The sequence below is a fragment of the Acinetobacter sp. NIOH-H-8 genome (assembly GCF_046635365.1).
In the GTDB taxonomy this organism is placed as follows: Bacteria; Pseudomonadota; Gammaproteobacteria; order Pseudomonadales; family Moraxellaceae; genus Acinetobacter.
Genome location: NZ_JBHDVN010000011.1, coordinates 27,356 through 51,472, shown reverse-complemented (window position 1 = coordinate 51,472; position 24,117 = coordinate 27,356). Strand labels below are relative to the sequence as shown.

The 24,117-nt window shown below is 42.4% G+C and carries 27 protein-coding genes; 8 read left to right on the top strand and 19 right to left on the bottom strand.

Going from position 1 to position 24,117, the window contains the following annotated elements; translation table 11 throughout:
- Positions 1–124 precede the first annotated feature (124 nt).
- Complete coding sequence (metG, locus tag ACEWB7_RS06810) at positions 125–2,185, top strand: methionine--tRNA ligase (RefSeq protein WP_034701999.1); 2,061 nt, start codon at positions 125–127, stop codon at positions 2,183–2,185.
- 195 nt (positions 2,186–2,380) lie between these two features.
- Positions 2,381–2,737, top strand: a complete 357-nt coding sequence (locus ACEWB7_RS06805) for a hypothetical protein (RefSeq protein WP_034581100.1) — start codon at positions 2,381–2,383, stop codon at positions 2,735–2,737.
- A 65-nt stretch (positions 2,738–2,802) separates the two neighbouring features.
- Here ACEWB7_RS06805 and ACEWB7_RS06800 read toward each other — a convergent pair whose 3' ends face one another.
- The gene (locus ACEWB7_RS06800; RefSeq protein WP_373683639.1) at positions 2,803–2,919 is read right to left on the bottom strand and encodes a hypothetical protein; all 117 of its coding nucleotides are present in this window, start codon (positions 2,917–2,919) and stop codon (positions 2,803–2,805) included.
- A gap of 275 nt (positions 2,920–3,194) precedes the next feature.
- Between ACEWB7_RS06800 and ACEWB7_RS06795 the strand changes: the two genes are divergently transcribed.
- The gene (locus ACEWB7_RS06795; RefSeq protein ID WP_034702001.1) at positions 3,195–4,175 is read left to right on the top strand and encodes an MBL fold metallo-hydrolase; all 981 of its coding nucleotides are present in this window, start codon (positions 3,195–3,197) and stop codon (positions 4,173–4,175) included.
- A gap of 449 nt (positions 4,176–4,624) precedes the next feature.
- A complete protein-coding gene (locus tag ACEWB7_RS06790; protein WP_034702004.1) occupies positions 4,625–5,812 on the top strand; it encodes an ammonium transporter in 1,188 nt (395 codons plus the stop codon).
- A gap of 63 nt (positions 5,813–5,875) precedes the next feature.
- Here the strand turns inward: ACEWB7_RS06790 and ACEWB7_RS06785 are convergent, their stop codons facing one another.
- Both ACEWB7_RS06785 and ACEWB7_RS06780 read right to left on the bottom strand, forming a co-directional pair.
- A complete protein-coding gene (locus ACEWB7_RS06785; RefSeq protein ID WP_034702007.1) occupies positions 5,876–6,499 on the bottom strand; it encodes a LysE family translocator in 624 nt (207 codons plus the stop codon).
- Between the two features lie 102 nt (positions 6,500–6,601).
- Positions 6,602–6,787 carry an NF038215 family lipoprotein gene (locus tag ACEWB7_RS06780; RefSeq protein ID WP_034702009.1) on the bottom strand — a complete coding sequence of 62 codons (186 nt, stop codon included), beginning with the start codon at positions 6,785–6,787 and terminating at the stop codon, positions 6,602–6,604.
- A 178-nt stretch (positions 6,788–6,965) separates the two neighbouring features.
- Here ACEWB7_RS06780 and ACEWB7_RS06775 point away from each other — a divergent pair, with 178 nt between their 5' ends.
- Positions 6,966–7,826, top strand: coding sequence for a 1-aminocyclopropane-1-carboxylate deaminase/D-cysteine desulfhydrase (locus ACEWB7_RS06775; protein ID WP_034702013.1), 861 nt, complete (start codon positions 6,966–6,968; stop codon positions 7,824–7,826).
- Positions 7,827–7,850: 24 nt separating this feature from the next.
- Here ACEWB7_RS06775 and ACEWB7_RS06770 read toward each other — a convergent pair whose 3' ends face one another.
- Positions 7,851–8,174, bottom strand: coding sequence for a DUF4870 family protein (locus ACEWB7_RS06770; RefSeq protein ID WP_004785040.1), 324 nt, complete (start codon positions 8,172–8,174; stop codon positions 7,851–7,853).
- Between the two features lie 189 nt (positions 8,175–8,363).
- Between ACEWB7_RS06770 and ACEWB7_RS06765 the strand changes: the two genes are divergently transcribed.
- Positions 8,364–9,563 carry an NAD(P)/FAD-dependent oxidoreductase gene (locus ACEWB7_RS06765; RefSeq protein WP_034702018.1) on the top strand — a complete coding sequence of 400 codons (1,200 nt, stop codon included), beginning with the start codon at positions 8,364–8,366 and terminating at the stop codon, positions 9,561–9,563.
- A 34-nt stretch (positions 9,564–9,597) separates the two neighbouring features.
- Here ACEWB7_RS06765 and ACEWB7_RS06760 read toward each other — a convergent pair whose 3' ends face one another.
- From ACEWB7_RS06760 to ACEWB7_RS06745, 4 genes are all read right to left on the bottom strand, one after another.
- Complete coding sequence (locus tag ACEWB7_RS06760) at positions 9,598–9,750, bottom strand: hypothetical protein (RefSeq protein ID WP_171069902.1); 153 nt, start codon at positions 9,748–9,750, stop codon at positions 9,598–9,600.
- Positions 9,751–9,879: 129 nt separating this feature from the next.
- On the bottom strand, positions 9,880–10,047 hold the full coding sequence (locus tag ACEWB7_RS06755; RefSeq protein ID WP_004785046.1) for a hypothetical protein: 168 nt from the start codon (positions 10,045–10,047) through the stop codon (positions 9,880–9,882).
- 67 nt (positions 10,048–10,114) lie between these two features.
- On the bottom strand, positions 10,115–11,950 hold the full coding sequence (locus ACEWB7_RS06750) for a mechanosensitive ion channel (protein ID WP_034702019.1): 1,836 nt from the start codon (positions 11,948–11,950) through the stop codon (positions 10,115–10,117).
- A 198-nt stretch (positions 11,951–12,148) separates the two neighbouring features.
- The gene (locus tag ACEWB7_RS06745) at positions 12,149–12,502 is read right to left on the bottom strand and encodes a hypothetical protein (protein ID WP_034702043.1); all 354 of its coding nucleotides are present in this window, start codon (positions 12,500–12,502) and stop codon (positions 12,149–12,151) included.
- A gap of 407 nt (positions 12,503–12,909) precedes the next feature.
- Between ACEWB7_RS06745 and ACEWB7_RS06740 the strand changes: the two genes are divergently transcribed.
- Entirely contained in the window at positions 12,910–13,332 is a 423-nt protein-coding gene (locus ACEWB7_RS06740) for a hypothetical protein (protein WP_005237048.1), read from the top strand.
- Between the two features lie 186 nt (positions 13,333–13,518).
- Here ACEWB7_RS06740 and ACEWB7_RS06735 read toward each other — a convergent pair whose 3' ends face one another.
- Positions 13,519–14,280, bottom strand: coding sequence for a ferredoxin--NADP reductase (locus ACEWB7_RS06735; RefSeq protein ID WP_312310128.1), 762 nt, complete (start codon positions 14,278–14,280; stop codon positions 13,519–13,521).
- Positions 14,281–14,365: 85 nt separating this feature from the next.
- On the opposite strand from ACEWB7_RS06735, the gene gigC reads away from it, so the two are divergent.
- Positions 14,366–15,244 (top strand): LysR family transcriptional regulator GigC, encoded by an 879-nt coding sequence (gene gigC / locus ACEWB7_RS06730; protein WP_208462532.1) that lies wholly within the window; start codon positions 14,366–14,368, stop codon positions 15,242–15,244.
- A 42-nt stretch (positions 15,245–15,286) separates the two neighbouring features.
- Here the strand turns inward: gigC and ACEWB7_RS06725 are convergent, their stop codons facing one another.
- The 10 genes from ACEWB7_RS06725 to nuoI form a co-directional block, all read right to left on the bottom strand.
- Positions 15,287–15,856 (bottom strand): cold shock domain-containing protein, encoded by a 570-nt coding sequence (locus tag ACEWB7_RS06725; protein WP_312310130.1) that lies wholly within the window; start codon positions 15,854–15,856, stop codon positions 15,287–15,289.
- A 133-nt stretch (positions 15,857–15,989) separates the two neighbouring features.
- Positions 15,990–16,352: a hypothetical protein gene (locus ACEWB7_RS06720; RefSeq protein ID WP_312316833.1), complete on the bottom strand. Its 363-nt coding sequence runs from the start codon at positions 16,350–16,352 to the stop codon at positions 15,990–15,992.
- A gap of 207 nt (positions 16,353–16,559) precedes the next feature.
- On the bottom strand, positions 16,560–16,853 hold the full coding sequence (locus tag ACEWB7_RS06715; protein ID WP_180105231.1) for a cold shock domain-containing protein: 294 nt from the start codon (positions 16,851–16,853) through the stop codon (positions 16,560–16,562).
- A gap of 85 nt (positions 16,854–16,938) precedes the next feature.
- A complete protein-coding gene (gene upp / locus ACEWB7_RS06710) occupies positions 16,939–17,574 on the bottom strand; it encodes a uracil phosphoribosyltransferase (RefSeq protein ID WP_004785068.1) in 636 nt (211 codons plus the stop codon).
- Between the two features lie 123 nt (positions 17,575–17,697).
- A complete protein-coding gene (gene nuoN / locus ACEWB7_RS06705) occupies positions 17,698–19,242 on the bottom strand; it encodes an NADH-quinone oxidoreductase subunit NuoN (protein ID WP_004785070.1) in 1,545 nt (514 codons plus the stop codon).
- A 3-nt stretch (positions 19,243–19,245) separates the two neighbouring features.
- Positions 19,246–20,859, bottom strand: a complete 1,614-nt coding sequence (nuoM, locus tag ACEWB7_RS06700) for an NADH-quinone oxidoreductase subunit M (protein ID WP_004785072.1) — start codon at positions 20,857–20,859, stop codon at positions 19,246–19,248.
- Position 20,860: 1 nt separating this feature from the next.
- A complete protein-coding gene (gene nuoL, locus ACEWB7_RS06695) occupies positions 20,861–22,750 on the bottom strand; it encodes an NADH-quinone oxidoreductase subunit L (protein ID WP_180105232.1) in 1,890 nt (629 codons plus the stop codon).
- On the bottom strand, positions 22,747–23,055 hold the full coding sequence (gene nuoK, locus ACEWB7_RS06690; RefSeq protein WP_004280769.1) for an NADH-quinone oxidoreductase subunit NuoK: 309 nt from the start codon (positions 23,053–23,055) through the stop codon (positions 22,747–22,749). The genes nuoL and nuoK overlap by 4 nt, the downstream gene beginning before the upstream one ends.
- A complete protein-coding gene (gene nuoJ, locus ACEWB7_RS06685) occupies positions 23,055–23,573 on the bottom strand; it encodes an NADH-quinone oxidoreductase subunit J (protein ID WP_171056685.1) in 519 nt (172 codons plus the stop codon). Before nuoJ ends, nuoK begins: the two co-directional genes overlap by 1 nt.
- Positions 23,573–24,115, bottom strand: coding sequence for an NADH-quinone oxidoreductase subunit NuoI (gene nuoI / locus ACEWB7_RS06680; RefSeq protein WP_004785079.1), 543 nt, complete (start codon positions 24,113–24,115; stop codon positions 23,573–23,575). The genes nuoJ and nuoI overlap by 1 nt, the downstream gene beginning before the upstream one ends.
- Positions 24,116–24,117 lie beyond the last annotated feature (2 nt).

The following is a 24,117-nucleotide window of genomic DNA, read 5'->3' as shown; positions in this document are numbered from 1 at the left end:
GTATTCTGAATATTCAGCCTGATTTATTCCTAACGCTTATGTAAAAGCATTTCTTTGTAATCCCTTCTGCATCATGTAAAATTATGGCCCATTGCATAATGAATACGAATGAGAGAGTGAATCTGTGCGTAAAATCCTAGTCACCAATGCCCTTCCTTACGCCAATGGCCCGATTCATATGGGTCACTTACTCGGCTATATCCAGGCTGATATATGGGTACGTGCGATGCGTGCAATGGGTCATGACGTGACGTATGTCTGTGCGGATGATGCTCATGGTACAGCGATCATGCTGCGTGCTGAGGCAAATGGCATTTCACCTGAAGCACAGATCGCCAATGTGCAAAAAGAACACATTCGTGACTTTGACGGTTTCGGTGTGCATTTCGATCATTATGACTCTACCCACAGTGATACCAACCGCGCCCGCGCTTCAGAAATCTATATCAAAAACCGTGAAGCCGGTAATATTGCAGTTCGCCCTGTAACCCAGTTATTTGATCCTGAAAAAGGCATGTTCCTGTCAGACCGTTTTATTAAGGGTACATGCCCAAAATGTAAGGCGGAAGATCAATACGGCGATTCATGTGAAGTTTGCGGTACAACTTACAACGCGACTGAATTATTAAATCCAAAATCGACTTTAAGCGGCGCGACTCCTGTTGAGAAATCTTCGGATCATTACTTCTTTAAACTGCCAAATTTTGGTGAATACCTGCAAAAATGGACCCGTGACGAAGGCCGTCTACCCGTATCTATCGCCAACAAACTGGATGAATGGTTTGACAATGGCTTGAACGACTGGGACATCTCACGTGATGCACCTTATTTCGGCTTTGAAATTCCTGATGCACCAAACAAATATTTCTATGTGTGGGTGGATGCGCCAATCGGCTATATGTCGAGCTTCGAGAATTACATCAAAACTAAACGTCCTGATTTAAGCTTCGATGATTTCTGGAAAAAAGATTCTAAAAATGAAGTCTATCACTTCATTGGTAAAGACATCGTTTATTTCCATGCCCTGTTCTGGCCTGCAATGCTGGAAGGTGCAGACTACCGCACCCCAACCGGTTTATTCGTGAATGGCTTCCTGACTGTAAATGGTCAGAAGATGTCTAAATCTCGCGGTACCTTCATTAAAGCTGAAACTTATTTACAGCATTTGAACCCTGAATACCTGCGTTATTACTTTGCTTCTAAACTTTCTGACAAGGTTGAAGATTCTGACCTGAATCTGGATGACTTCGTTCAGAAAGTGAATTCGGACCTAGTGGGTAAAGTAGTGAATATCGCCAGCCGTTGTGCAAAATTCATCAATACCAAGTTTGACAACAAGCTAAGTGCAACTTGTGCCGAGCCTGAACTGGTTCAAAGCTTTATTGATGCTGGCGATTCAATTGCCAAAGCTTATGAAACCCGTGAATTCTCGGCAGCGATCCGTGAAATCATGGCACTTGCAGATAAAGCCAACCAGTACATCGATGAGAAAAAACCTTGGGCTTTAGCGAAAGTTGAAGGTGAAGAACAACAGGTTCACGGTGTGTGTTCTGTAGGTATCAACCTGTTCCGTCAATTGGCTGTGTATTTAGCTCCAGTGTTACCAACATTGGCTGCTCAGGTTCAGGACTTCCTGAAATTAGCTTCTTTCGACTTTGCTTCTCGTACAGAAATTTTGACTGGTCATGAAATTGCGTTGTTCCAGCCGCTAATGCAACGTGTTGATCCAAAAGCTGTGGCTGCGATGGTCGATGCATCTAAAGATTCTTTAGCTGCACCTGCTGCTGAACCAGCAAAAGCTGAGAAGAAAAAAGAGAAAGCCAAAGAGAAGAAAGCTGAACCTAAAGTTGGTGAAGCTGAGATCATCACGATTGATGACTTCATTAAAGTTGATTTACGTGTGGCTGAAGTTCTGGACGCTGCAACAGTTGAAGGTTCTGACAAACTACTGCAATTGACTTTAAATGTTGGAGAAGCTGAACCACGTAATGTGTTCAGTGGTATCCGTGAGTTCTATAAACCGGAAGACCTGAAAGGCAAACTGGTGGTGATGGTTGCGAACCTTGCTCCACGTAAGATGCGTTTTGGTATTTCGAACGGTATGGTACTTGCCGCTGGTAATGGCGAAGGTGTTTGGGTGATTTCACCTGAATCTGGTGCTAAACCAGGTGATAAAGTGTCTTGAGATTTAGGTCTTAGATAGAGGTAAAGCCTCTACATTGTAGGGGCTTTTTACTTAGTCTACTAAAATAATACTCAGCCAATAAAAGTTCTTCATCTTTAGTTTTTTTACCATTTATACAATTTATTTTCTTGTTTTTTAAAAATATATCTATAGAATCTAAACGCTTTTTTATTTTTAGAATTATTCGGGGTAAACATGAAAAAATTACTAGTTTCAGCTTTAGCAGCATCAACAATTGTATTCACAGGATGTTCAGTTCGTATGGCTGATATGACTGTAGCTTCAACTAAAAACTTCAACCTAAACTCAACTCAGTTCGTTAAAGGCGAACGCGTTAAAGGCGAAGATAAAGTTCCAGTAATTTTATTCCCTTTAGGTATTCCTAATTTCAAAACAGCAGTAGATCGTGCAATTGAAAAAGATCGTTGTGCAGTAGCACTTTCTGATGTAGTCATCACTCAACTAAATCAAGCATTTCTTGTAGGCCAAATTGGCTATCGCGTAGAAGGTACTCAAATTATTGACCGTTCTCAGCCTGAATGCAGTAAATAATTGCTTATTAAAAAAGCCTCTATCTTTAGAGGCTTTTTTAGGTCGATCTATAAATCAGATAGCACTTATTTATCAAGGAAAAATTCCCAGATGACATAGCCAATGCCGAAGCCTAGCAATGAATATAAGGTAATAATGAAAAATACAAATGCTGCATTATTTTTCTTTTTCCAAAAACTCATAGCGATACCCAAGGCTGTTTGCAATACCCCATGTTAACGGGCTTTTTTATAAAAGTGAAATTTATCTAAGTAATTTATTTATAAAAATATTTTTAGATAAAAAATCTTTTATTTCCTTACAAAATCAATATACAGATTTGAACTGAATGCCTAGTACAGATATTCAATTTCTCCTCTCTTTTTTAAAAAGGTAAATATTTTTATATTCTATTTTCATGCTTTACATGCTTTACATGCTAATACATAGCATAAACCTCATAACCATAAGAATTGCCATGAATATTTTAAAGACATCCCTTCTCACCTCTCTACTTTCATTATCTGTTTTGGGTATAAGTGTGAGTCAGGCTGCTGAACCTGCAACAATTGCTTCACCAAAACAAGTCGCCGGCTACTATCATCACCAAATTGGTAATACCCAGATTACGGCTCTGCTTGATGGTACAAACTACTTAAATCCATCAATGTTTAAAGGCTTAAGTGATGCAGAAAAGACTGAGATTTTAAAGAAATATCATGCCGATCAAGCCAAAGGTATACAGACTTCAGTCAATGCTTTCCTGATTAATACAGATAATCAACTACTCATGGTCGACAGCGGTGCTGCAAGCTGCTTTGGTGCGCACTTAGGATCAATTTATAATAACCTCAAGGCATCAGGTTATCAGCCTGCTCAAGTGAGTGGTATTTTCCTGACTCATCTCCACCCTGATCATGTTTGTGGCATTTCAAATAACGGCGCAGCAAATTATCCAAATGCCACCTTACATATTTCTAAAACCGAATATGACTACTGGCTAAGTCCAAATACCGTTAAAAAACTACCGAAAGACCAGCAGGAGGGTTTCTTAGGCACCGTAGAGAAAATTAAAGCAGCCCTTGCACCCTATGAAAAAGCTAAAAAAGTGAAAGTCTTTTCTGATAAATCTTTAGCCTTTGGGGGGGTCGAGTTTAAGCCATCCTTTGGTCATACCCCAGGGCATTACAGCTTTAAACTCAAAGCAGATGGCCAAGAAGTGGTTTTTGTGGGTGACATCGTCCATTCACATACCTTGCAATTCGACAAACCTGAAACAGCCATAGAATTCGATGTCGATCCTAAAACTGCGGTGCAAACCCGTTTAAAGCATTTTGCTGAATACGCCAAGCAAGGTCAGACCATTGCAGCGCCACATTTACCATTTCCGGGGATCGGTCATATTTACTCGAAAGATGGAAAGAGCTATCAGTGGATTCCCGTACATTTTAAAGATTAATTGAATACTTTAGATTTTAGCTCCGGATGAAACCCTAATTTGTTAGGGTTTTATTTATTGGAAATATAGCTAATCAATAGCCTATATGACTTCTAAAATTTAAAACCATGATGTACTTTTGCAATTCAAAATCATCTTTCACTTATTTTTTTTAAATTTTTTCTTAAAAATCCTTTCACTTTTCATGTGCACCTTTAGCACACATTTTTAACATGCCATTTTCCCGTGATAAAGCTAAATATCTAAAAAACAAAATATAAATTTAAATTTTATCTTTTCTTATGATGTCTTAGTTTGGTGCATAAAATTCTATTGTGCTTTATATCGAGTCTTGTCAGTTTCAAGAAATTCATTATCAAAATTTCCCTTGTTAGTAACTCTTTTCGAATCAGTTTGCCTCTATATACTGGATTTCTTTTGTGATTCTATGCACTAAATTGGAACGCACAATGCAAAATATAGACTTATTATTTCTCCTTCTCGGTGCAGTTCTAGTGCTCGCTATGCATGCAGGATTTGCGTTTTTAGAACTAGGGACAGTTCGCCATAAGAATCAGGTTAATGCCTTAAGTAAAATTCTCACTGATTTTTCCCTATCCGCCATCGCTTACTTTTTAGTAGGCTATTATATTGCCTATGGTCAGCATTTTTTCCACGATGCTTCTACTTTAGCAGCCGATCATGGTTATAACCTGATGCGTTGTTTCTTCCTGCTGACCTTTGCCGCAGCTATTCCTGCGATTATCTCGGGAGGTATTGCTGAACGGGCTAAAATGCGTTCGCAGGCTTTAGCGACTTTATTTTTAGTTGCTCTGATTTATCCATTTTTTGAAGGGATGATCTGGAATGGCAACTTTGGTTTTCAAGACTGGTTGGCAAATACCTTCGGTGCCAACTTCCACGACTTTGCCGGCTCTGTGGTCGTGCATGGCATGGGAGGCTGGATTGCTCTGGCTGCAGTCGTTTTACTTGGTGCACGTAATGGTCGATATAAGAATGATGGCCGGATTACTGCACATCCACCATCATCTATCCCTTTCCTTGCTCTAGGCTCATGGATTCTGATTGTTGGCTGGTTTGGCTTTAATGTAATGAGTGCACAACGCCTGGATGCTATTTCCGGACTGGTTGCGATTAACTCTCTAATGGCGATGGTCGGTGGAACTATTGCAGCAAAAGTAGCGGGTAAAGATGACCCGGGCTTCTTGCATAATGGTCCATTAGCCGGACTGGTTGCCATCTGTGCAGGTTCTGATGTGGTACATCCACTGGGTGCATTATTTATCGGAATCAGCGCAGGCGTGATTTTTGTAAAACTATTCACCTATACCCAAAATAAACTTAAAGTGGATGATGTATTAGGGGTTTGGCCTTTGCATGGTGTATGTGGTGCTTTCGGTGGAATTGCTGTCGGTGTATTCGGTCAGCAATGGCTCGGAGGCATGGGCGGTGTTTCTATTATTTCACAGCTATTCGGCACCGTACTGGCGATTGTAGTAGCTCTGGTGGGTGGATTTCTGGTTTATGGTCTGCTGAAAGTGTTGATCGGTATTCGTCTGAGTCAGGAAGAAGAATTTACCGGTGCGGATTTATCTATTCACCGGATCTCGGCAAATTCGGAAGAAAATATTTTTTAAGAACCAAATTAAAAAAGCCCCGAATCATTGGGGCTTTTTTTATGGTCTGCGATAATTGGAAAATTACTTCATCCCAAAGATCAGCTTTAATCCCAGCACGGTCATGACCGCCCCTGCTGCACGGTCAAAACCGGCTTTAAACTTCAAATATACTCGACGTGGCTTTTCAGCAGAAAGTGCAACGGCCACCAGCGAGCACCAGCCTGCATCAATAAAGAAACATAAAACCGGTAATACAAAATAAAAGTAAGTTGGAATTTCTTTTGGCAAAAGCGCAGTAAAAATACTGGCCAATACAATGGCAATTTTTGGGTTAGATAATTGAGTAATCAAACCTGTCATATAAGCACGACGTAAGGACATCTGAGTTTGACTGTCATCGCCTGCATCGATTGGCTCTTTGGCATGCTTGATAATTTTAAAAGCCAACCAGAGCAGATATAAACCACCACAAATTTTAAGCGCCAGATAGGCAGATGGCACCGCCAGTAAAAATGCCTGCAAACCTAGAATTGCCAGCAGACCAAAAATAGCCGCCCCTGTTCCAGTACCTAAAGCTGTAAATAGGCCATGCTTACGTGAGATCGCAATTGAATTTTTCGCTACATAAATAGAAGTCGGTCCTGGGCTCATTGCACCTAACATGAGTGCAAAGGCAATTGAACCTAAAATCCAAAATGATTCCACGTGACCATCCAAACTTAAAATGAATGGCTTATTTTAAGTAAAAATAATTTATTTTGCTTTAATATTTCTACACAAATGATGCAATATTTGTGCGAAATCCGGCTATTTCTTCAATTGGTCTTGAGCGGTGAGGGATGAATCAAGCATCTTATAATCATGGTCATGCACCGGCACTCCGCCAATGATCATGCTTCGTGTATCAGTTTTAGGCTTATTCAAAGGATCATCGCAGCCAGATAAGCCTACTAAGAGCAATACACTTAAAATCGTACAGGATAGTATTTTCATTATTCTATCCTCCTCTAAGTTCCCTATAAGATTCAGATTAGCAAATTTGTTTAAATTTTCAGCATATGAATTGTGACAATCTACAAAATTTTATTCTTAGTTTAAGGAGCTCATGATTGTGCCATCCTGCTGATTCTATTTCGCTATAATTTGCTCATTCTTAGCTTATGAAAATACCATGTTTGAAAAAATCGCCCAGCATATTCCAGACCAGCGCATCTGGCTGAAAGACAGGTTTGTAACCATACGCCGTCTGGATCTGGTGCATCCACAAATATCAGGCAACAAGTTTTTTAAACTGAAATACAATTTTCTGGAAGCACAGCAACTTGGCTTTAAAAAGCTGCTGACTTTTGGGGGCGCTTATTCCAATCATATTGCCGCAACGGCATTTGCAGCACAGCAGTTTGGCTTTGAGAGTGTCGGCATTATTCGGGGTGAGGAACTGGCCCATCGGCCCTTAAACCCCACTTTAGCGTTGGCACAACAATACGGCATGCAATTGTATTTTGTGAGTCGTGAAGAATATCGACGTAAACAGGACGCTGATTATCTGGCAGCATTAGCACAAAAGTTTCCTGCACATTACATTATTCCTGAAGGCGGTACTAATACATTGGCGATTCGGGGATGTCAGGAGATTCTAAAGGACGGCGATGCACAGTTTGATGTGATCTGCTGTGCTGTAGGCACTGGTGGCACGATTACAGGTTTGATTGAAGCCAGCCAGCCTCATCAACAGGTATTAGGATTTTCTGCCTTAAAAGGCAACTTCCTGAATGAGGAGGTGGCTAAGCTGACCAAGAAAAGAAACTGGTCCATTCTCGATGATTATTGTTGCAGTGGTTATGCCAAAACCACTCCTGAACTGATCCAGTTTATACAGCACTTTGAAGCTGAATATGATATTCCCTTAGAGCAAATTTATACTGGAAAAATGCTGTTGGGAATTTCTGACCTGATTGGAACAGGATACTTTCCACCAGAAACAAAACTGCTGATCCTGCATACTGGTGGACTACAAGGTCGAAATATTTAAATCGCTTAAAGTTCTGATCGAAACTTAAATGCCTATCGGATTATTTTCATTGAGTGCAATTAGCCCTTTGACCAGCCGATAGACATGCCAGACAAAGACAAGAAAAATAATCACAAAACCGATTAGAATCACGGTGAGCAGCCCACCTAGAATATAACCCAGCAAGCTGAACCAGAAGGTTTTAATCTGCCAGTCCACATGACTTTCCAGCCAGGTGCCCCGCATTTCATCACGTTTAATATAATTCATGATAATGGCGATTAATGGGGTTATTCCCAGGAAAAAACCCAGTAGATGAAGAATATAGCTGATCAGATTATATTGTTTGTATGCTGCCGTATCCGTCATAAATTATTCCTTTTCATTGTGATTATTTTTTAGGCATGACAAAACTATGCATGAATCCGCCAGCTGCTTCAAATTATTTATGATAAATATTCGCTAACACGTTGTAATTCGGGCAGCCCCTTTCAGGAATAGCCAAAGCTGAAATAAAATTGTCTATAATGCTCCCCTTTCTTCTCCCTTGAGTGTGTCATGTCTGTTCAGCAATACGATGTTTTGGTCATAGGTGCAGGTGCATCAGGTTTAATGACGGCCTATATGGCAGCACAACGTGGTCGTAAAGTCGTAGTCGTTGAAAAAGCCAATAAGGTGGGTAAGAAAATCCTGATGTCCGGTGGCGGAAAATGTAATTTCACCAACCTCTATGTCGAACCTGAAAATTTCATCTCGCACAATCCGCATTTCGTGATTTCAGCACTGACCCGCTATACCAACTGGGATTTTATTGGCATGGTCTGCGAATATGGCATCGAATATGAAGAACGTAAACATGGACAGTTATTCACCTTAAATGGTGCTAAAGAAATTCTGGCGATGTTGCTGTCCGAATGTGACAAAACCGGTCTGGTCGAGATCAAAACCAACTGCGAAGTGAAAGCCGTCAATACTGTGGACGATCAAGGATTTCAGGTAGCCACTTCTTTAGGATATTTTGAAGTGGAATCGGTTGTGGTTGCTTCAGGCGGCCTATCGATTCCGACTCTAGGCGGTTCAGGCATCGGCTATGAGATTGCCAGACAGTTTGGACATCATGTCTATCCAACCCGTGCCGGTCTGGTACCCTTTACTTTCTCGGATAGTTTCAAGGAAGTCACCACCCGTCTGAGTGGCAATGCAGTCGAAGCCACGCTGTCTAATGATTTAAACAGCTTTACTGAAGCGCTGCTGTTTACCCATCGTGGTCTGAGTGGCCCTAGCTCCCTACAGCTGTCAAATTACTGGGATGTTGGCCAAAGCTTTAAGGTTGATTTTCTACCAAGTGTCGACCTGTTTGATTTCTTTAAATCTAAAAAACAGAGTCAGCCTAAAGTTCTGCTACGCACTCTATTGACCGAATATTTACCGAAAAGTGTAGTACTAGAATTACAGAATCTGATCTGGACTGAAGTAGCTGAAACACCCATTGGCAATATTAGTGATGACAAGCTGGAACAGATTGCCAAACGTTTAAGTGGCTTTGAACTGAAGCCTTCTGGAACTGAAGGTTACCGGACAGCTGAAGTGACTTTGGGCGGCGTAGATACAACCGAAGTTTCATCTAAAACCATGGAAAGCAAAAAACAGAAAGGCTTGTATTTTGTGGGCGAAATACTGGATGTGACTGGTCATTTGGGAGGTTTTAACTTCCAATGGGCATGGTCATCAGCACATGCCGCATCGGAATATGTTTAATACAAAGATGATCTGGGAAGAGAAAATACTTCGCTTATTCCAGATAATCCGTTTTAAACAGGCTGAGATTGGCCGTATTTTCTAAACGGTCAATCGTCAGTTGCATTTTCTGAGCCGCTTCCTGCAGATGTAAGGGTACTTGATCTGCCATAGATGCCATAAATTTATGCTGCAATGTTTTCCACATATTATTGATCTCCTTTTTCTTTATATTTTTAATGCAAGAAAAATACCAAAATCATTTTAGTATTCACTTGAATATTCTATATTTTTTAAAAAAGAAATTCTATGTGGAGTGACTGAGCAGTGTTCTGGCTTAGTTAAATTCGTCTGGATCAGGTATTTTCTTATCCAGCTCTCGTTCAGCCTGCTCATCCTGTTTACTTTTCACAAAGACAAATCGATAAGCAGCCGTGAAAAAGCCAATGGTAATGCCTGCTATCACTAAGGGTGCTAATAGATTATTCGGTTTCTTGGCATTCATTCAGATTTCCTCATAATTAAAAAAATCGACCACTCAAGCGTGGCCGATTTTGTTTGGATAGAACAGGTTAATTCGGGTCATCTTTTTTTGGATGACTATCGACATTCGGTTCTTCTTCACCTGTAGAACCAAATGGATTATTCGCTGGTGGATGAATTGGATCAACTTGAAGCGAATCCGGTACAGCCTGATCTACATCTGGTGTCACCTGATCTATACCTGAAGCTTCATCATCCTGTGGTGCAGTGGTCAAGGTCGCTGGTGTACTATTGGATAAATTGGTACGCATTGGCGTATTGTCATCTTGTGATTGATCTTGCTTCGGCACAATATTTTCTCCTGTAGTTGAACTGCCTGCACCTGTAGTACCACTGACATCAGCACCTAGGCCTGAAGTCATGATATTGGTTTCATTTTTCAAAGGATTCGGTTCTTTAGCTTCTCGTTTAGCTTTATCGATCAAATCAGTTAGTACACGTTCTGCTGGTTGACGGCCACCGAGACCAAAGGCCAAGGCAAAGGCCACTGCAACAGCACCCAGAGTTAAACCAAAGGCCAGATTCACGATCGAGTCAGCAATGCCCATGGCACGTAGACCCATTGCAATGACCAGACCCATGATCAGTACACGAACCAGGTTCGCTAACCAGCGTGAACTGTTGTATTCACCGCGTTGCACAATGTTGGCAACTACGTTGGCCAGCCAGAAGCCGATCACCAGAATTACAGCACCTAGTAGGATGTTTGCACCGAAGTAGATGAACATCGCAATCAGGCCACTTACCTGTTCAAAGCCTAAACGGTCCGCTGCTTCAGAAACCGCAAATAGCATAGTGAACAGTACAATCAGATAACCCACCAAGCTTGATAGTTTGGTTTTGCCTAGGAAGCGTTGTAGATCCAGTTTAGCTGGAACCTCATCTACGCCTGTTCCGGCAACGACTTCAGTTACCAGACGTGCTACCAGTCTAGAAACTACATAAGCCAGAATTAGAATCAGTGCAGCTGCAATGATATTTGGAATGGCATTCATGATCTCATACAGCATTGCAGTTGCTGGTTGAGAAATTGCTTCGATACCCAGTGCTTCAAATGCAATGATTAATGACGTAATAATTACGACTGCAAAGATGAATGAACCAATCAGTTGAGCGACATTCGAGTTTTTGAAAATGCCGACTTTTTCAGCTTGATGTTGAATATTCAAGCTGTTGAGCAAACCTTCGACAATACCGCGAACGATTTTTGCCAGAATGTATCCGACAAATACAATAACTGCAGCAATGAAGATATTAGGCAGATAACTTACGACATCCGTCAGCATGTTCTGCACAGGCAGTAATAAACCGTGTAGACCTAGAATCGACAAGACAATTGGTAAGAACAGCAGTAAAATCAGCCAGTAAACAATTTCACTGATATTTTGGCTAATCGGACTGACACCGACTTCGGCACTCAGCTTTTCATCCAGCTGAGTGCGATCAAGCATTTTTTGCAAGCCGACTTTGACCAGATTCGCCACAATCCATCCAACAAAGGCCACAGCAATAGCCGCCAACAATTGTGGAATAAAGAGCAGGAACTGCTGGATCATATTACTGAACGGTCCGCTCACTGCTGTCAGATTCAGTACGTTAAGCGCCCCGATCACCGCAATAATCAGAATAATCCAGAACACAACACGAGCGATAATACTCTCGACATTAGAGCGATGTCCTGTCGCTGCATTTAAGTGTGTATTGGTCCCTAGTTTTTGCAAGATTTTTTTAACACCTGCCGAGACGAGTAATGCAATAATCCAACCTAAGACTAATATGGCAATTGCACTAAGAATTGGATGAAACTGATCCCAGTAGTACATGGCATCATAGCCACCACGTGGGCCTCTCATATAATCATTCATGTTTTCTGCCCTCTTTGTTATTACGCTATTTATCTGAATTCACGAGCTTATTTTCGAAATCTTTAGCTCTTTCCGATTGCTTATAAAGCTTGAACTTCCTGTGCTTAGCTTGCCTGGAGATACAGAACTTTGAAAAACATCACCACCTATTGCTAAAAAGCCCTAGTTATTAACCAGAGTTTTTTTTAATAATTCCAATTATTGGGTGGCCTGTTGAGCATCAGTTGCAGTGGCTTCTGCTGTATCTTGTGACATTTCGCCTACAGTGGCTGTTGCTTCTGTCATCGCATCATCTGCGGTAGCCATTGCTTCATTGCTTTCACCGCCTGGAGTAGCCGCCGGACTACCATTATTGGCAGGGGCTTCAGTCGCTGGTACCGGTGTATTAGGCTGGGTCGCAGGCGCATCTGGCTTCACATCTGCAAACATATAGAACAGGACTGCCAGTAAAAAGATACCGACCAAAATCAGGATATAGACAGGAATGCGCTTCTTCTGCGTGATTGCTGCCTGATCATGCAAAGGTGGTTTTTTATTAAAATCATCAACCATGACCATTCTCACTCTTTCTTATTCATAAGTAGATTTTTATCATAACAAGCAGTTATCACAGCTTCTGTGACAAAAGATGGTGAGATAGTGAATGGATGTAAGTTATATGTATGAGTCTGATGAACTTGGTATTAGTTTCAAAAAGAGGCATTTTCTGGCCTGAATATACTATGCTCTTATGGTTAGAAACTATCTTCCCAGACAGTTGATACTGGCGGTTTTTAGCTGATTTATCAGGAATTGAATTGTCTACAAAATAAACAATATACCAGTATGATTTTATTAGATTTTAAACACAGTTTAAGTGGGCTAAAACATGCTGTAAAAATACCGTTTTTCAATATACCTGCTACTTTGCGCAAAATACGTTATAATTATCCACCTTATTTTTCATGCACCCGAGTTTTATGGCGTATCGTCAACAGAGTGTATCGCTTGATCTTGACACTGACGTCACACATCAATGTGCTTTGCACTACACTCGTGATCAGCATCTGATTGGAATCATTGAATTTAGCAAACCGAGCTTTATGCTACGCTGGCAGGATCTGGAATATTTCCGCCGCCGTACTGAAGAAATGTCGGTGATGCCTTTTCCGGACTGCATTAATGCCATGGTCATTGATGTAAGGAATGTTGCGGCCTGGCTAGATAATGATGTTCCGATTATTCCATGGCGCCTGCTGGAAGAAGATTGTCCGGTACGTTTAGTTGTGCCTGCAGATCGGATCGAGCATTATGCCGGTTTCTTTGAGCCGACTTGGTTAACGACTGATACAGATACTGCCATTCAGGAAATCCGTGACTTTATGGATATGTTTGTACATTAATTCCTAAATAGCAAAAAACCTCCGTATGGAGGTTTTTTTTGTGCCTAAAATTCTTCCCTTTATTAAAGGAAAGGATTTATTCCCTCTCCTCTTAGGAGAGGGTCAGGGAGAGGTAAATTATTTAAGACTCTTACCCTTATGAAGCAATGCTGCTCACATTTAAGAAAGGGAGGAACTCTGAAGGAATTACCAATAATTCTCTACTGCAATATTTCCTTCACCACGGCGGTTCATGGTCAGACCACGTGCTTTAAGTGCTTCTTTAGTATCTTCGACCATTTCGGGGTTACCACAGAGCATCACATGACTGGTTTCAGGATTAAGCTGGAGTCCTGCTGCCCGTTCAAGTTCCCCATTCTCAATCAAGATCGGTAAACGATGATGAAGCACTGCTTCAGGAACGCGGGTAATGATGGGAATAAATTTAAAACCTGTATGGCCTTCGCCAAAGGTCTCGGCAATCTCCTGAATACGGTCGACATAAGCCAGTTCGTCTTGCGTGCGGACACTATAAACCAGATTAATATGTTCATATTTATTCCAGGTTTCAAAGTCTTGCAGCATGGATAAAAATGGTGCCAGACCTGTACCTGTGGCAAGCAGCCATAAATCTTGTGGTAATGGCAATTGATAACGTGCCAAAGTCAGATAGCCATAGGAAATTTTCTCTAAGTAGAGTTCGTCACCTACTTTAAGATGTTGTAAATTCGAAGTAAATTTCCCTTCAGGAACCACAATCGAAAAAAATTCCAGCGTTTCATCAAATGGTGATGACACGACTGAATATGCTCGAACGACCAGTTCATCCCCCACTTTCAAGCCAATACGCGCAAACTGTCCTGCCGTAAACTTGAAATGCGCAGGTCTGGTCATGGTGAAACTAAACAGTGTATTGGTCCAACGGTGTACAGATAAAACCTTTTCTAAGCTAAATTTTTCAATAGACATGATTCAAACGTGGCATCAAAGACTATGCTCATGGTAGCATGACAGCATAATTTATTAATATTTTTTAAATGTTAAGGCTCTATTCATGCGCATGACTTTACGCCAGTTGGCTGTTTTTGTAGCAGTTGCTCAAGAAGGCACCGTCACCAAAGCCAGTGATGCAGTCAAACTCACCCAAAGTGCGGCGAGTATGGCTTTAGCAGATTTAGAAGATGGTCTTGGCGCGCCTTTATTCGACCGCCTTGGTAAGCGTTTACAGCTCAATGACTTAGGTCGTTTTCTTCTCCCGCAAGCACTTGAAATTCTTGGTCGCTGTGATGCTTTCGAGCAGGCAGCCAAAGGTGAATTGCAAAGCATTGACCTTCGTCTCGGTGCGACGCTGACCATTTCCGACTATCTGATGCCGGACCTGATGGCGGATTTCCTGAAAATCCAGCCACAGGCTCACTTGCAACTGCAAGTCGGCAATACCCGTCAAATGATTGAAGCTGTGAATCAGTTCCAGCTAGATTTGGCCCTGATTGAAGGTTCTTGTCATCTACCGCAGCTGCAATGTATTCATTGGCGCGATGATGAACTCGCAGTGTGCTGTGCGCCGGATCATCCCCTAGCTCAGCTAAACCATCCGCTTACTGCTGAAGATTTTAAATCGGTTGAATGGATTTTACGTGAAGAAGGTTCAGGGACTCGTGAAGTCTTTGATAATGCCATACTAAAAGATGTACCTGATGCCAATATCCGTCTGACTCTAGGCCATAATGAAGCGATTCTGAAGATTGTGGCAGGTGGTTTAGGGATGTCTTGTATTTCCAAGCTAGCGATTGAACCTTTGCAGGAAAAAGGCCAACTGGTGATTCTGGATACTCCATTCTGGTTACTCACCCGTCCTTTATTTATGCTGGTACACCGCCAGAAATATCAAGGCCCCGGTCTTAAGGCCTTTATGAAATTCTGTGAGGCTTAGAATTCTGTTTAAATAAAAAAGCGCCTAAGAGCGCTTTTTTATCTACCATCTAGAATCATTCTCACAAGGTTCACCGTCATTATTACCATCCATCTTAGTACCTGGACAATTACGAATAAACCATCGTGCTTCATCCCGTGAGGTCATAGAAGTACAAGTTGTTCTACCATCACATGTATATATTCCATTTGTTATCCCAGTTGCTGTCGTGGGTTGATTTGCTAAATGTGCACGCTGAAACTTTCCATAAATCATAGGTACAAAAATAATGATAAAAACGCCAACGATTACAACGGTAAAAATTAATCCTAAAAAGTCAAAGCCCTGACGATCAGTTTTTCTCTTCGATCTATTTCCTGTAGGAACCTTTCGTTCATTAAATTTTTGGTTAGGCTGATTAATCTTTACATCCAAGCGCACAATATTGTCTGCTTTAAACTTCCCCTGATCCTCTACAATGAGAAACTTTAAACTTTCCCCAACTTTTGGTGGCATATTCTTATTTGGGAAGTCTTTAATGTGGAAGAATAAATCTTTTGACTCACCCGCTATCTCAATAAAACCAAAACCTCGTTCTTCGTTATAGGTCTTGATCTTCCCCTCTAAAAACATAATTCACTCTATTGTTTGATATTTTTAATTATTGTATTCAAAGACTGATGAAAATCCTAAAAATAAAAAAGCACCGTAAAATGCTTTTTTATTTGAATGATGAGACAAATATCTTAGTAAAGGAGAACCTAACTTAAATTTCTCCAAAAATCATAAATCCAATCGCTGTTACCAGAATCAACCAGAGTGTGGGACTAAAGAAAATAGTATTGCGTGCCGGATTAACGATCGTAGTAGAAGCTAGAGATGGCAATGCGACCACTTCAGAAACGAACTCTTCCTGACGCTTGATATCCAAACGTACCATATTGTCCAGTTGAATCGCATTTTGCTCTTCAATTATTCTAAATTTAAGTCGTTCTCCGACTTGAGGTACTATTTCAGGTAAAGGTAATTGATCTAACTGAAAATTAAGCTCCTTCGCATTATTTGCCAGTTCAATACTTCCCACCCCTCGTACAGCATCATAGGTTTTAATTCTTCCATCTGTAAACATGATATATGTCCCTAGATCATTCAACAGATGCGTAGTTTATATGGAAGGGATTAAAGGATATTGTTGAACTTTGGTGGGTATTTTATTGTTTTCGCATCATTTTATATGCTTTAAATTACACAAGATTCCTATAACTTACATAAACTTATAACTCGAATAAAAAAGAGGCTCTAAAGCCTCCTTTTAAATGTATTTTCCAGGCAAATATTAACGCTTTAAATTCGACAATAGGGCTGAAGTAATCGAAGTATTGACTGCTACCGCTTTGGCTTTCTTAGCTTTCTTCGATTTATCTTCTACACGTTCAATTTTAATGGCTTTATAGCGATCACCATTCTGAACCACATTGAATTTTACTCGGTCATTGCGCTTCGGCTCACCTAAATCGGCGGGGAAATCCGAGATATGAAAAAATACCTCACCCTCAGGTGAAGAAATAAAACCAAATCCTTTTTCTGGATTGTACTGTTTTACTTTTCCTTGGTATTGCTCGGAAGTCATAAACGTCCCCTACTCTGTATCTGTCAGTATTCAGTATATAAAAAAGAGGCTGTAAAAGCCCCTTTTCTGTTCATTTTCAAAAATATTAATCTTTTTGAACTGAACCAAAAATCTTGTCACCCGCATCGCCCAGACCCGGAACGATGTAACCATTTTCATTCAAACCGTGATCAATCGCCGCAGTGAAAATCACCACATCTGGATGAGCTTCTTCAACACGTTTAATGCCTTCAGGTGCAGCGACCAATACCATCACACGAATATCTTTACAGCCGCTGGCTTTCAATACGTCAATCGCAGCAACCAGAGAAGAACCAGTCGCCAGCATTGGATCAATGATCATCGCAAGACGGTTTTGTACGTCTGGAACCAGTTTTTTATAGTAAGTACGTGCCTGTAGGGTTTCTTCATCACGTTCCAGACCCAGTACAGAGACTTTGGCACTTGGAATCAGATTCAGGAAACCGTCCAGCATACCAATACCTGCACGTAGAATTGGCACCACAGTAATTTTCTTACCTGCAATGCGGTCTACAGTTACCGGTCCGTTCCAGCCGTCAATCTCATGCTCAACGACAGGAAGATCCTTGGTCGCTTCATAAGTCAAAAGCATAGTCACTTCCTGAGCCAGCTCACGGAAGTTCTTGGTACTAATGTCAGCACGACGCAGTAAACCGAGTTTATGTCGAATTAAAGGATGACGGATTTCATGGATTGCCACGGGAGAACACCTAGAAGGTTAAAGATAAATTTCCGCTATTATAAAGACTTTTCCGGATTTGTTTAACTAAAAAAGCCCCCAATCGTGGAGGCTTTTTTGTAATAACTTCAAACTTTCGCTGAATTAGTTAAAACCACTTTGAACCAAAGTGAAAATAAACTGTTGTAATTCAGGCGACATTGCGAAGAACGCATAGCGAGACAGCGCAATGATTGGATCTGGATAAACACCGATCACCAGTACCAGTAATGCGACAAGCAATACCATGATACCGCCGACTTTCTGACCCCAGTGATTTACAGCGTCAAGACGTGGTGTTTCTGGTGGAGTCATATACATGACAACCATCACACGCAGGTAGTAGTACAGACCAATACCTGAACCTAGGATAACCATCGCAGCAAGGAACCAAGACTCACCAGCAACCGCAGTTTTCACTACCAGGAACTTACCGATGAAGCCCGCTGTTAATGGAATACCTGCCAGAGACAGCATCATCACAGTTAATACAGCAGTCAATACTGGACGGCGCCAGAATAGACCGCGGTACTCAGCCAGGCTACCTGCTTCATCTGTATTGTTATACGGACTAGACATCAGCGTTACCACACCGAAAGCACCAATCGTAGTCAATACATAAGTGATGATATAGACGTTTACACTTTCAAAAGTCGCGAAACCTTGAACCTGTAAAAAGTCAGTATTACGTGCAGATACGATTGCAACCAGTACATAACCGAAGTGAGCAATTGAAGAGTATGCCAAGATACGTTTCAGGTTCACCTGTTTCACTGCAAGCAAGTTACCTACAATGATGGAAAGTACTGCAATCACGCTGATGATAGTGACGAAACTATCTGACAGGATTAAGCCAGAAGACAATACATAACGTACGAACAGACCCAGCATTGCCACTTTAGACACAGTTGCAAGGAAAGTTGCAACTGGCGCTGGAGCACCTGCATATACGTCTGGTGTCCATTTGTGGAATGGAGCCAGTGACAGTTTAAAGCCAACAGCGAATACAATCAGTGCCAGACCGATTACCACAGCAGGCTGACTAAACGCAGTCAACAGTTTGCCTGGTTCAGCGACAAAGCTTAGAGAACCTGTATATGCGTAAACATATGCCATACCCATCAACAACATTGCAGATGCAGTTGCTGAAAGCACCAGATATTTCACACCTGCTTCTAGCGATTGAGAGCGTTGATGTGTATACGCCAATAAGCCGTATACAGGGATCGACATGAGCTCAAGGCTAATAAAGAAAGATGCATAGTGAGAACTTGCCACCATCAGCATCGCACCGGCAACGGAGGTCAGCATCAGGATATACAGTTCTTCACGGTTATCTTTATAGGTTTCAATATAAGCATGTGACAAGGTACTACACGCCAGTGCAGCCACAATAATCACAAACTGGTACAGCATCGTAAACGGATCTACGAGGAACAGGTTCATTACATTAGCAGGTGCAAATTGACCCGCTAACAGAACGAACAGAATGTACAACGCCGCCAGGTTTAGACCGATGACTGTCGTAGTCGCAACTAAGTTATGGTTACGCTTAATCGCAGTAAGCAACATCACAACGATCGCAGTCAATGACACGATCATCACAGGTGCTAGAGGCATAAGCTCAGAAAAAGACATTGTGAAGTTCATGGCTTATTGGATCTCCACATTTTCAGCTGAAACGGCAGCTTGCTGCACAGCATCAGCTGCTTCAGACACAGGAATGTAGCTATTCGCTAACCACGCCATGCTTGAGTTAGAAACGTCAAGGAAGCTTTGTGGGTATAGACCAAGCCATGCTAGACCAAATGCACAGATCAGCAAAATTACCACTTCACGTGCATTTAAATCTTTTAACGGATTTGTGTAGTGCTGTTTTTGCTCTTCGTTTGGAACACCAAACAACGCTTTATGGATCAGAATCAAACCGTACAGACCCGCAAATACCAGGCTGATTGCAGCGAGGATTGTGAATGCAGGGAATTTACCGAATGAACCCATCAGGATCAGGAACTCACCAATGAAGTTACCTAGACCTGGAATACCGACAAGCGCCGCGATGAAGAACATCAGGAAGAATGCAAGGTATGGGAACTGACCACGAATACCACCCATCAAACGCATATCACGTGTATGAACACGTTCGTACACCTGACCACACATAATGAACAGCGCCGCAGATGACAGGCCGTGAGCCAGCATCATGATCATCAGACCTTGGAAGGTCAGGATGTTACCTGCATAAATTGCAAGTAAAACGAAGCCCATGTGTGAAATAGACGTATACGCCAATAAACGTTTCATATCGGTTTGCTGGAAAGCACACCAAGCACCGTAGAAGATACCGATTAAACCGAAAATGATCGCGATGTCTGCAAACTGTGCAGAAGCCGCCGGGAAGAATGGGATCACGAAACGGATCAGACCATAAGCAGCTGTCTTAATCAAGATACCTGCAAGGTCAACAGAACCCGCTGTTGGTGCTTGTGCATGCGCATCTGGTAACCAGCCGTGTAATGGGAAAACTGGAAGTTTTACCGCAAAACCGATAAATAGACAGATCATGAATGCATAAGCAACTGCTGGTGCTTGTGTATCCAGCATGTTCGCTACACCCATCAGGTAGTTGTAGTCGAAACGGATTTGACCAGTCATGGTGTAGCCTACAGTCACCAGACCAAGGATACCAATCAGCATGACTAAACCAGCTACCTGTGTGTAGATGAAGAACTTGGTTGCAGCATATACACGTGACTTGCCTTCTGCCCCTTTATGACCCCAAAGTGCGATCAAGAAGTAGATCGGCACCAGCATCATCTCCCAGAAGAAGAAGAACAGGAACAGGTCAATTGCCAGGAATACGCCGATTACACCACCCAGAGACCATAAAAGGTTCAAGTGGAAGAAACCCACGTTTTTCTGAATCTCACCCCATGAACAGCCTACTGCCAGCACACCAAGGAGTGCAGTCAAGCCAACCATCAGTAAAGATAAACCATCCACCGCAAGGTGAATGTTAATGCCCAGGGTTTGAATCCAAGGCAATTTGAACTCGGCTGCCCACGTAGGAGCCGCACCGCCAAGTTCATAATTATAAGTACCCGACTGCCAAAGGACGATGGTTAAAACCAGCGTCACTAACATACCAATCAGCGCGATATAACGCGGAAGGTGTTGGTCGAGTTTATCGACCAACCAGCAAATAAAACCTGCAATGAACGGAATGAGGATCAGAGCCGGCAAAATAATATTGTTTGGAGCTTCCATTTTATTTCCCCACTACCTGAATCACGAGCAAGATCATCAGTAGGACAACGACACCGAGCCCCATACTAGATGCATATTCACGCAGTGAACCTGTTTGACGTGAACTGGTAAAGCTATGACCACCTTTAACCAGTGCAGGCAGCACCAGCCAGAAGCCATCAATCGGATCACGGCCGAACAATTTCGCGAAGAACAAATAAGGCTTCACAAAAACGATGTCATACAGCTTGTCAAAACCAAGTGCATTACGGCAGATGTTGGCAAGGCCCGCACCCAGAGAAGTTTTCGCAAAAGATTTCACAGCGTTGTAAGCAAAAGCAAATAGCACTACGCCAATTGCAAGACCTACCAGTGCAATACCTACTGCTGTGTATTCTGCAGTATGCATGCCATGTTCAAGCGCTTCCGGAATTTCAAATGCAGGAAGTTTAGCTGCATTTAAAATGCTTTCCACAGGTGCTTTTAATGCTGCACCAACGAAAGTTGAAAGTACTGCAAGAATTGCCAATGGACCCCAGTAAGTTACACCCTTGATTGCGTGGTAAGGTGTGTTTTCTTTACCGAAGAATACCACCCAGATCAGACGGAATGTATAGATCGAAGTCAGGAACGCACCGATTACACCCACCCAGTAAAGTGTGCTGTAAACCGCAATTGATTGGCCTTGTACCCATACCGCACCCAGGATTGCATCTTTTGAGAAGAAGCCCACAGTGATGAATGGAATTGCAGCCAATGCACCGCCACCAATGGCGAAACATGCAAACAGGAATTTGTTCTTGTAGAACAGACCGCCCATCTTGAAGATGTTTTGTTCGTGGTGGTAAGCCAGAATCACCGCACCAGAAGACAAGAATAATAATGCCTTGAAGAATGCGTGAGTCAGCATATGGAACAGACCCGCCTGGTATGCTTCAGCACCTACAGCCATAAACATGTAGCCCAACTGACTCATAGTTGAGTAAGCCAGAATACGTTTGATGTCTGTTTGTACCAATGCAGCAAAACCAGCTACCAGTAATGTCACCGCACCAGTAATCGAGATGAACATCATTACTTCAGGCGCAAGTTCAAATACTGTGAACAGACGGCAGCACAGGTAAACACCCGCTGTTACCATTGTTGCAGCGTGGATCAATGCAGAAACAGGAGTCGGACCTGCCATCGCATCTGCCAACCATGTTTGTAACGGGATCTGCGCAGATTTACCAGCAGCACCCAGGAACAACATTAGTGCAGTCCAGATGGTCAATGATGAGCTTTGAGTCATCACAGTTGCAGCATTTTCAACGATATACTGAGTATTCAATGTACCGAATTGCTGGAACAGCAAGAACATTGCAATCAGCAGGAATACGTCACCAATACGGGTAACGGTAAATGCCTTGATCGCTGCCACACCGTTTGCAGGGTTTTGGTAGTAATAACCAATTAGCAGATAAGAACACAGACCTACACCTTCCCAACCCAGGAATAACAACGCCAGATTGTCACCCAGTACCAGCAATAACATGCTTGCAACGAACAGGTTGAAGTAAGAGAAGAAACGTGCGAAGTCTTGTTCACCGCGCATGTACCATGATGCAAATATATGGATCAGGAAACCAACGCCTGTCACCATGCCCAGCATCAACAGAGACAAACCGTCTAGGTGCAGGCTGATGCCCGGTGCAAAACCACCGACATTGAACCAGGTCCAAAGAGGTTGTACTACTGCGGTAGAACCATTGTTGACAAAGTCCATACCCGCAATGAGTGCGAACAATGCCGATAACCCCACAGCCCCTACACCAATAATGGCTGCAACTGTTTCAGGAAGCTTATGACGCCCTGCCGCTAAAAGGACGAAGCCAATGAGCGGGAATAAAATTGTTAGATATAAATAACTCATCCGCGCATCTCACTAGCAGCATCCACATCCAGATGATGGAAGCGATGATAGAACTGAAGGACGATCGCAAGACCGATACATGCCTCTGCCGCAGCAAGGGTCAGAATCAGGATAAACATGATTTGACCATCAGGCTGTGCCCATGCACTGCCCGCCAGGACGAACGCCAAAGCAGCAGCATTCATCATGATTTCAAGGCTCATTAAAATGAATAGCAGGTTGCGTCGCACCATTACACCGTAAAAACCCAGTGCAAAAAGAATGGATGCAACGATCAAACCATGCTCTAAAGGGATGTTGCCCATTATTGTTGTTCCTCTTCTGCACCTGGTTCACGTTTACCCAAATGGAATGCTGCAACAAGTGATGCAAGCAATAACATCGCGGCAACTTCTACCAACAATAAGTATTGCGTAAAGAGTGATTGACCTACCGCTTTAGGACCGACCATTTCAGTGCCCATCACCATTGAAGGCTGTACGTAGTCTGATTTAAGTACCCAAACCAGGATCAGACCAATCAGGAAGCTCATCAATGCCGGATAAGCCCAAGCTGATGAAGTCAACCATTTGCGTTCCTGAGCAACAGTCTGTTCGCCCAGGTTCAGCATCATTACCACGAACACGAATAACACCATGATCGCGCCAGCATAAACGATGACTTCAAGTGCACCCGCAAACGGTGCACCCACGATCAGGAACAGTCCTGCTACAGCAAGGAGTGAAACGATCAGGCTTAATAAAGCATGTACCGGATTCGTGTTAGTTACCACACGAACCGTAGAGACGATGGCCACAAGGGCCATTAAATAAAATGGCCACATCATGGTAATAGACTCCGTACATCAACAGGTGCACTTTCACGCTGTGCCTGACCTTTGTCCTTACCAGCAACTGCCATACCGGTTACACGGTAGAAGTTATAGTCAGGATATTTACCAGGACCAGAAATCAGCAAGTGTTCTTTTTCGTAGACTAGGTCTTGACGAACATATTCGCCTAATTCGAAATCTGGTGTCATTTGAATCGCAGTCGTAGGACATGCTTCTTCACACATACCGCAGAAAATACAACGAGAGAAGTTGATACGGAAAAATTCCGGATACCAACGACCATCTTCACGTTCTGCTTTTTGGAGTGAAATACAGCCTACCGGACATGCAACCGCACACAGGTTACATGCCACACAACGCTCTTCGCCATCTGGGTCACGCGTTAATACGATACGACCACGGAAACGTGGTGGCACGATTTCTTCGGCTGGCACTTCCGGATATAAAATGGTGTCACGTTTGCGCGTTGCATGGGTAAATACCATAAACAACGTACGAACGATTGACCCGAATCCAGCTAGAAATTTAAACATTT